4 protein-coding genes are annotated in these 7,535 nt (G+C 59.1%); all 4 read right to left on the bottom strand.

The window, feature by feature from the left end; all coding sequences use genetic code 11:
- On the bottom strand, positions 1-2,324 hold a 2,324-nt coding region (locus ACRDD5_RS16980; protein ID WP_438677432.1), incomplete at its 3' end, for a cadherin domain-containing protein.
- 77 nt (positions 2,325-2,401) lie between these two features.
- Positions 2,402-3,652 (bottom strand): HlyD family efflux transporter periplasmic adaptor subunit, encoded by a 1,251-nt coding sequence (locus ACRDD5_RS16975; protein WP_271283458.1) that lies wholly within the window; start codon positions 3,650-3,652, stop codon positions 2,402-2,404.
- On the bottom strand, positions 3,642-5,867 hold the full coding sequence (locus tag ACRDD5_RS16970; RefSeq protein ID WP_271283459.1) for an ATP-binding cassette domain-containing protein: 2,226 nt from the start codon (positions 5,865-5,867) through the stop codon (positions 3,642-3,644). The genes ACRDD5_RS16975 and ACRDD5_RS16970 overlap by 11 nt, the downstream gene beginning before the upstream one ends.
- Complete coding sequence (locus ACRDD5_RS16965) at positions 5,867-7,054, bottom strand: TolC family protein (protein WP_438677431.1); 1,188 nt, start codon at positions 7,052-7,054, stop codon at positions 5,867-5,869. Before ACRDD5_RS16965 ends, ACRDD5_RS16970 begins: the two co-directional genes overlap by 1 nt.
- Positions 7,055-7,535: the final 481 nt, after the last annotated feature.

The following is a 7,535-nucleotide window of genomic DNA, read 5'->3' as shown; positions in this document are numbered from 1 at the left end:
AGTGAGAAGGTGACGCCATGGCTGATATCGCCGGTGTCGGTTGCCGTGGCGGTGTAGATCACCTGACCCGCACCGCTGTTTTCGTTAATCGCCGTGGCCGTCGCGCCGCTGGTGATGGTCGGGGCAACCTCATCGAGGTTGTTGATCCCGAGCGTAACTGTCTGACTGCTGGCGTTACCCGCCGCATCGGTGGCGACAACGGTAAAGCTGTAGCTGGCTTTGCTCTCAAAGTCCGGGTTGCCGGTCAGGGTGACCGCCCCGGTGGTCGGGTTGATGGTCAGGCCCGCGTCGCTGCCCGCTTTCAGCGAGAAGGTGACGCCCCCGCTGATATCGGCGCTGTCGGTCGCCGTGGCGGTGTAGATCACCTGACCCGCACCGCTGTTTTCTTCAATCGCCGTGGCGGTTGTGCCGCTGGTGATCGTCGGGGCGGCATCATCGAGGTTGTTGATCCCCAGGGTGACCGCCTGATTGCTGGCGTTACCCGCCGCATCGGTGGCCACAACGGTGAAGCTGTAGCTGGCTTTGCTCTCAAAATCCGGGTTGCCGGTCAGCGTGACCGCCCCGGTGACAGGGTCGATAGTCAGGCCCGCGTCGCTGCCCGCTTTCAGCGAGAAGGTGACGCCTGCGCTGATATCGCCGGTGTCGGTCGCCGTGGCGGTGTAAATCACCTGACCCGCACCGCTGTTTTCGTCGATCGCCGTGGCCGTCGCGCCGCTGGTGATGGTCGGGGCAACCTCATCGAGGTTGTTGATATCCAGGGTGACCGTCTGGCTGCTGGCGTTGCCAGCCGCATCGGTGGCGACAACGGTGAAGCTGTAGCTGGCTTTGCTCTCATAATCCGGGTTGCCGGTCAGCGTGACCGCACCGGTGGAGGCATTGATGCTGAACAGCGCACTATCACCGGTGCTGCCCAGGCTGTAGCTAAATTGGCTGGGGTCGGTGGCGACAGCAGTCCAGACCACCTGGCCTGCCCCGATGTTTTCATCTACGCTGGCGGTCGTGGCGCTGGTGAAGACAGGCGCATGGGTGTCAATAATGAGGCTGAGGCCGCCGGACGTGTCAGTGGCGGCCGCTGCGCCTTTAATCAGCAACGACTGCACCCCATCGGACAGACTGCTACCGCTGCCGAGTGTGGTTCCGGCAGTGATGGTGTCAAGGATGGTCTGGGTGGACGCACCGGCGTTGGCTTCTGCGCCGGAGAATGCCGCCAGCAGGAGACCATATTTTTCACCGGCACTCAAGCCATCGGTCGCGTCATAACTGCCGCCGTTGGTAGCGACGACCGTGGTGTTCAGAATGTCATCCACGCCAAACAGGCTGCTGACGGCGGCGGAGGTGTCGGCCACCTGCGTCGCGCTCAGGGTGGCTGGACTGTCAGGCGTGCCGCCGATGGCTTGCTGGGCCTTGGTATAGGCGAGGGTGGTCAATACGTTAATATTGAGAACGAGGGTACTGTTGTCCCCGGAGATAACACCCATGCTCCAGAGCTGAGCAGAGAGGTCTTTGCCCGCGCCAGTCGCTTCGTCCAGGTAGTCCGCCGCACTGCCGCTGTTGACGAGCTTAACAATGACCACGCCGCTGTAACTGCCCGCAGACACGGTTACCGAGCCGTTTGGCCCCAGCGTCCCCGTGCCAATCAGCGTTTTGCCATCGGCCTGATAAATCTCCACGTTTAAATCGTTACCGCTGAGCGCCGGGCCGCCGACAAAATTAAGCTCGACGTTGTTCTGTACCGTGGCTTCTCCTCCACCGTTGTCGTGCTTGTCGCCATTGCCACCGCCACCACCGCCACTCGCTACGGCAACCCCGACCACGCCCCCCAGTCCAACCACTCCGGCGAGGTAGCCCGTGTAAGAATGCGATTGAGGCAGGTAGGTGACCGGATGGCCAGACACGACCGAGCTATTCTGCAGGCCGGATAAGATACTCTCCAGCCCCGGATGGCCTGAGGTCATGCTGGCCAGCGCGTCCGGCGAACCGTGCGCATAGAAAACATGGCTGCCGTCGGCCAACGCCGCCCCTTCGGTGCTGGCGGGCGTCATCAGTTGGGTAGAGGTGCCATCAGCAGGCAGGGTTACGCTGGTATCGCTTTGCGTAAACCAGTCCTGCAGGGTCAGCGTGGTGCCGTCGGCATAATCCAGGTGCAGATCTTGCCCGTGACGCGAAGCCACGACGTCATCAGCCAGATTTTCCTGGTCTTTTTCGCCCTTGCGCTTGAGCACCCGGTAAGTTTCACCCGGTGCAGCCTTGTGAATGTTGGTCTGCCCGGCCTGCAGGGAGATACGAGTTTTACCGGTACTGAGCGTATATTGGCTTGGCTTCATCTGGGCCTCGGATTGCATTGTGTGTTATGTCCAATTGGGGCGAACAGGAAAATCGGGTGCAACGACAACCTGCGGTGTCATCGCTCCTGGAATGATTCACTAAGTGTTTTACGCAAAGGTTTAAGTAAAAAGTCCATCAGCGTGCGATCGCCGGTACGGATGTCGAGCTGAGATGTCATGCCCGGCAGGATGTCCAGCTGGCGACCCGTCGTACTGCGCACAAACTGTCCGTCTTCCTGACGGTCTGACTGGCCTTCTGCATGGTTTTTCAAGCGAACATGGACGCGGTAGTAGATCTCCTCGCCACGTTGTGTGTTTTCCTTGAGGGTGTCGGCCGACACATAAATCACTTCACCCTGCAGTGCGCCATAAATGGTGTAATCGAAGGGATCAAGGCGGACGGTGGCCGGCAGTCCAACCTGCACGCGGGCGATATCAGCAGGCAGAACCTTAGCTTCAATGATGAGGGCATCATCTGACGGGACGATCTGCATGATCTCATCCCCGGCACGTAATACCCCGCCCAGGGTGGTGACGCGGACGTTTTTGACTATCCCAGGCCCCATGGCCGTAAAGACCGTATCGTGCACCTGCTGGCGACGACCGGCCATCTGCTGCAGTGTCTGGCTCAGTTCATCTTCTGCCTTGGTGAGATCGGCTCGCGAGTCATCTAAAAACTTATTGCGCCGACCCAGCAGGCGGGCACGGGCATCATTGAGATCGCGCTGCGCGTTAAGCCGCTCGCTGGTGCTAACATCGCCTGAGCGTTCAAGCCCGTTCACCAGGTTGAGCTTCTGATTGGCTAAATTCACCGCAGTTTGCAGCGCGGTGATATCTTCCTGCAGGCTCTGACGGCGTTGCAGAAACAGTGCGCGTTCAATGTCTGCCTGCTCGCGCAATGCCGGGCCGGGATCGGAAGGGAAGCGGGGAGTTGACTGTCCCGTTGATTCTGCGCGAAGTCGGGCAATACGTGCCCTGAGACCGACGATCCGCGCGTCCACTTCACCCGCCGCTGCCTCAACGCGGGTGGGATCGAGGCGAGCCAGAATCTGCCCCGCCTTAACATGGTCACCCTCTTTGACATGCAGCTCGGAAAGTACGCCCCCGTCCACGGTCTGGATGATCTGCACCCGACTGCTGGCGATAACTTCACCGTGTGCCCGGGCGACTTCATCAATGTGAAAATACATAGCCCATATGACAAAACCCAGCACCAGTGCAACGATGCTCCAGATAAGCCCGGCGGAGATTCGGCTACGGTGGTAGTTTTCAAGTCGATGCACGCGCGCGGCGTCAGCGACCTCGTCGTCAAACAGTTCAACGGCCATTAAGGACTCCTGCTGAATTTGATGCTGCTGGCATACGTGTTTTTACGTTCATTACCTCAACGGTGGGCCGGGAGGCCGTGGCGCGGGCCATCAGTCCTGGCATCACCTTGTCTGGCGCACCATCGCGTACGACGGTACCTTCCTGCACGACCAGTACGCGGGTGGCAAAATTAACGGCAGCCATCGGACGGTGAGTGGCGACGATGAGGATATCTTCTGGCTGCAGCCTGGCTTGCAAGGCTTTCCAGACCCGGGTCTCAGCTTCGCCATCAAGCGAGGCCGTCGGTTCATCCAGAAGCCAGATACGTGGACGAGACATCAGCACACGTGCCAGGCCGACCAGCTGGCGCTGACCGCCAGAAAGACCCGAGCCACCTTCACTGATAGCCATATCCATTCCCAGCGGATTACCGGCAGCCACCTGATCCAGCGCCAGATCGCGGGTGACCTCCGTCAGCGTGGTGTCGCTGACGGCACCCGCCAGCATAAGATTGCTGCGCAGCGTACCTTTGAAGAGCTGCACCGCTTGTGGCAGATAGCCAACCTGAGCGCTGACCAACTGGGGATCAATCTCCCACAAATCGGCATCTCCCAGACGTACGCGGCCCTCACCGGGGCGATACAGCCCGGCCAGGATCTTCAGCAACGTCGATTTGCCGCCGCCAACGGGCCCTAACAGCAGAACGCGTTCACCGGCGTGAAAGTGGAGTGCGGGAATATTGAGTTGTTGTACCGGAGACTGCGGAAAGGCGAAGCGCAGCTTTTCCACACCAATATGTTGTGGCAGGCGATCGGGTAACAACAGGGTCTGTCCGGGGCGGCGCTCCGTAGGTTTGCGCAGCAGGTTGTTCACCATATCCAGCGCTTCTCTGACCTGCTGCCACTGCATCAGGTACTGAACGCCCTGACTCACCGGCCCGATGACACGACCACCCAGAATACTGCACGCGACCATGCCCCCGGTGGTCAAATATCCGGCCTCGACGCCCCAGACTCCCACCACAATCCCCATAACATACGCCAGCGTCGACAGACTGCCGGTGGTGTTAGTACAGAACTGGGTAAGCGATTTTTGCTGAATGCTGTAGCCCGCAATGGAATTACTGAGCGTCTGCCAGTCTTGTGCAAAGCGCCAGCCAGCATGACTGGCACGCAGCGTCTCGGCGCCGCGAATACTGTCCACTAACAGGCCCAGACGCTCGTTGCTGCGAAGCATCTGTTGGCGCGTGAGGCGGCGTAAGCGCAGTCGGGTATACAGGCCAAGCGCCAGCGCGACAGGAAGCATTCCGAGGTAAACCCAGCCAACGGGCCCACCGATCAAACCAATAAGCCCGATAAACAGAAAGGCAAACGGCAGATCCACGATACCGAAGACCAGACCGGCAGAGACAACCTGGCGTACCGAATCCAGGGCCCCCACCTGTGCGGCCAGCGTGCCAAGACTGCCGGGCTGCTGGTCGAGTTGCAGGTGCAGCAGGTGTTCATAGACATGCTGGGAAAGGCGTTTATCCACACTGCTGGCAACGCTGTCCATGATGCGGGCACGCAGTGTTTTAAGTAGCCAGTCCAGCCCCACAACCAGCACCATCCCCACCACCAGAGTGGTCAGTGTTGCCCAGGCCAGGGTGGGAACCACGCGATCGTAGACCTGCATCGCGAAGAGCGATGTGGGAATCGCCAGGATGTTCACCAGCAGCGTGGCGGCTACGACCCGGAATACCCAGCTGCGGTCGCGCAACAGTTCCCGCCAGACCAGGCGCATGGCCGGGTTTTCGCTATCAGAGAGGTTCTCTGACTGTACATGTGAAGCAAGGCTGAACCAGAGTACCGCCGTTTCGTCACCCGCAGCCGTACCCGGCGCACCGGTCACAATGTCGTCTGGCGCCAGCGTTCGGGATTCGGCACCTTCACGGGTCAGCGTAAGGGTATCGGTATTCCCGCCCTCAATGTGACGTTCGGCCAGCCACCATGCCTGTTCGTGCCACATCAGTGCCGGGAGATGGCGGGGATCAAATCGCCGCCAGGGAAGCAACGCCAGCCGGACATCTTTCATCCCCGCGTCCGACAGTAAACCGCGCACCTGATCCTGTGGGCGATCTGTCAGCGGAGGAACGGTCTGCGCACGCGCATACGCCTGCGTTAATGCCGCTTTATTCACCGGGGCGTGTAGCTTGTCCAGCAGGGCCAGTAATTCAGAGAGAGGAACAGGTATCATCAGGGATGGCTCGCAGACGTGTTAGCTAATTGTGTGCCCGTGGGCAGGGCGCCAGTGGTATCGTCCATACGGCCCGTGCGTGCGGCCAGGCGCAGAGAGTCGGCCCGCCATGCCGAGCGTGCCGATACCAGCGCTTGTTGTTGTTCGGTTAATTCACGCACGGCGTTGAGGACATCCAGCCAGCTCTTATAGCCCGATTCGTACTGGCGACGGAACGATGCCAGCGTGTCGCTGAGTTCGATGACAGACTGCTCATAACCGGCTATCAGCGTCTGGTTAGCATCACGCCGATCGAGCAACTGGCGTGTCTCAATCTCTTCGCTGTGGCGTTGTTGGGCCAGATCCTGTCGTGCGGACTCCACCCGCTCCAGTGCCGCGTTCTGCAGGCCGCGGTTCACCAGTCCCAGACCTTCCATCGTGCCGGTCACAACAACATTGATCGTATTGTCATTTCTCTGGTTGGGGATACCCGAGTAGTCGTTGCGAGAGGCTTGCAGGGAGACGGTCGGCAGCGATGAGGTACGCTGACGTTCCACATCCGTTTCGGCCAGCGTGACCCCCGCTTCGCGTGCTCGCACGCTCGCACTCTGCGCAAGGATTTGTTCCTGGATAGACTGAGCGGCAGGCAGTTTGAGGATGCTGCCAGGCACCGGCAGATCGCTTGCGATCGGCTCCTGAGTCAAGGATAACAGCGTGGATTCGGCGGTTAGCAGGTCCGATTTTGCCTGTTCGAACGAGGAACGTGCCTGCAACAATCGGGCCTTCGCCAGGCTGACATCAGCCGAAGAAGCCAGTCCCCCCTGCGCACGGCGCTGGATCTGTTCCTGCAACGCCTGATGGTTGTTAACGTTCGCTTCAGCAACGGTAAGACGCTCGCGTACACCCTGCACATTCGCGTAGGCCACTGCGGTCTCTTCCAGCAATTCACGACGCGCAGCCCAGGCCGTGGCTTGCTGAGCAACCGTGTCAGTGTCGGCGTAGTCAATGGCACTGTCGATACGCCCAAACGCCCATAACGGTTGCGATACGCTTAGCGTGGTCGAACTGGAATCATTGTAACCCGAAATTTGCCCCGTCCCCGCGCTGGCCCCAAGCGTGGGCAAACGTGCCGCGCGGGCGCTGTCGGCGTTGGCCTCTTTGGAACGCACAAGCGCCTGCTGACTGGCCAGACTGGGGTGATGGAGCATTGTGCTCCGCAGTGCGGCAAACAAACCGCCCGGCGAGGTGTCGTCAGAAATATGCTGCGAGGGGGACGAAGGTGCCCTCGCCTGAGCCATCGCCACAGAAATGACAAAGGGTAAAGAAAGTATGATTGCAGGAAGGATGTGGCAACCGTATCGACCTGGAAGAAACCCCATTGACTGAAGAGACCTTTATTAAAGAAAGATTAAAAGACCCGCCGATCATGATTTTTCTCAGGATATCCCGACATAACAATGAGTTGATAAATGGCACGGCCGGAATAACGAACAAGAAATAAGATAAACCTTATTGCTTTACGTAATAATTACCGATCGGCAACATCTGTGTCAAGATGTCTAATCGTGTAATAAAAGCTGTAATTTATGGTTAATTAAGAAGATAAGTTCACTTAACTCAAATATCCGCAGAGTGAGGAAAAAATATTATCGGCGGGCCATTGGATAAGTCAGTGAATAATGGGTCAGA

The organism is Silvania sp. (assembly GCF_051656365.1).
Lineage (GTDB): Bacteria > Pseudomonadota > Gammaproteobacteria > Enterobacterales > Enterobacteriaceae > Enterobacter > Enterobacter hatchlandensis.
The sequence above is the reverse complement of the archived record's forward strand: the minus strand, read 5'-3'. Positions and strand labels throughout refer to the sequence as shown.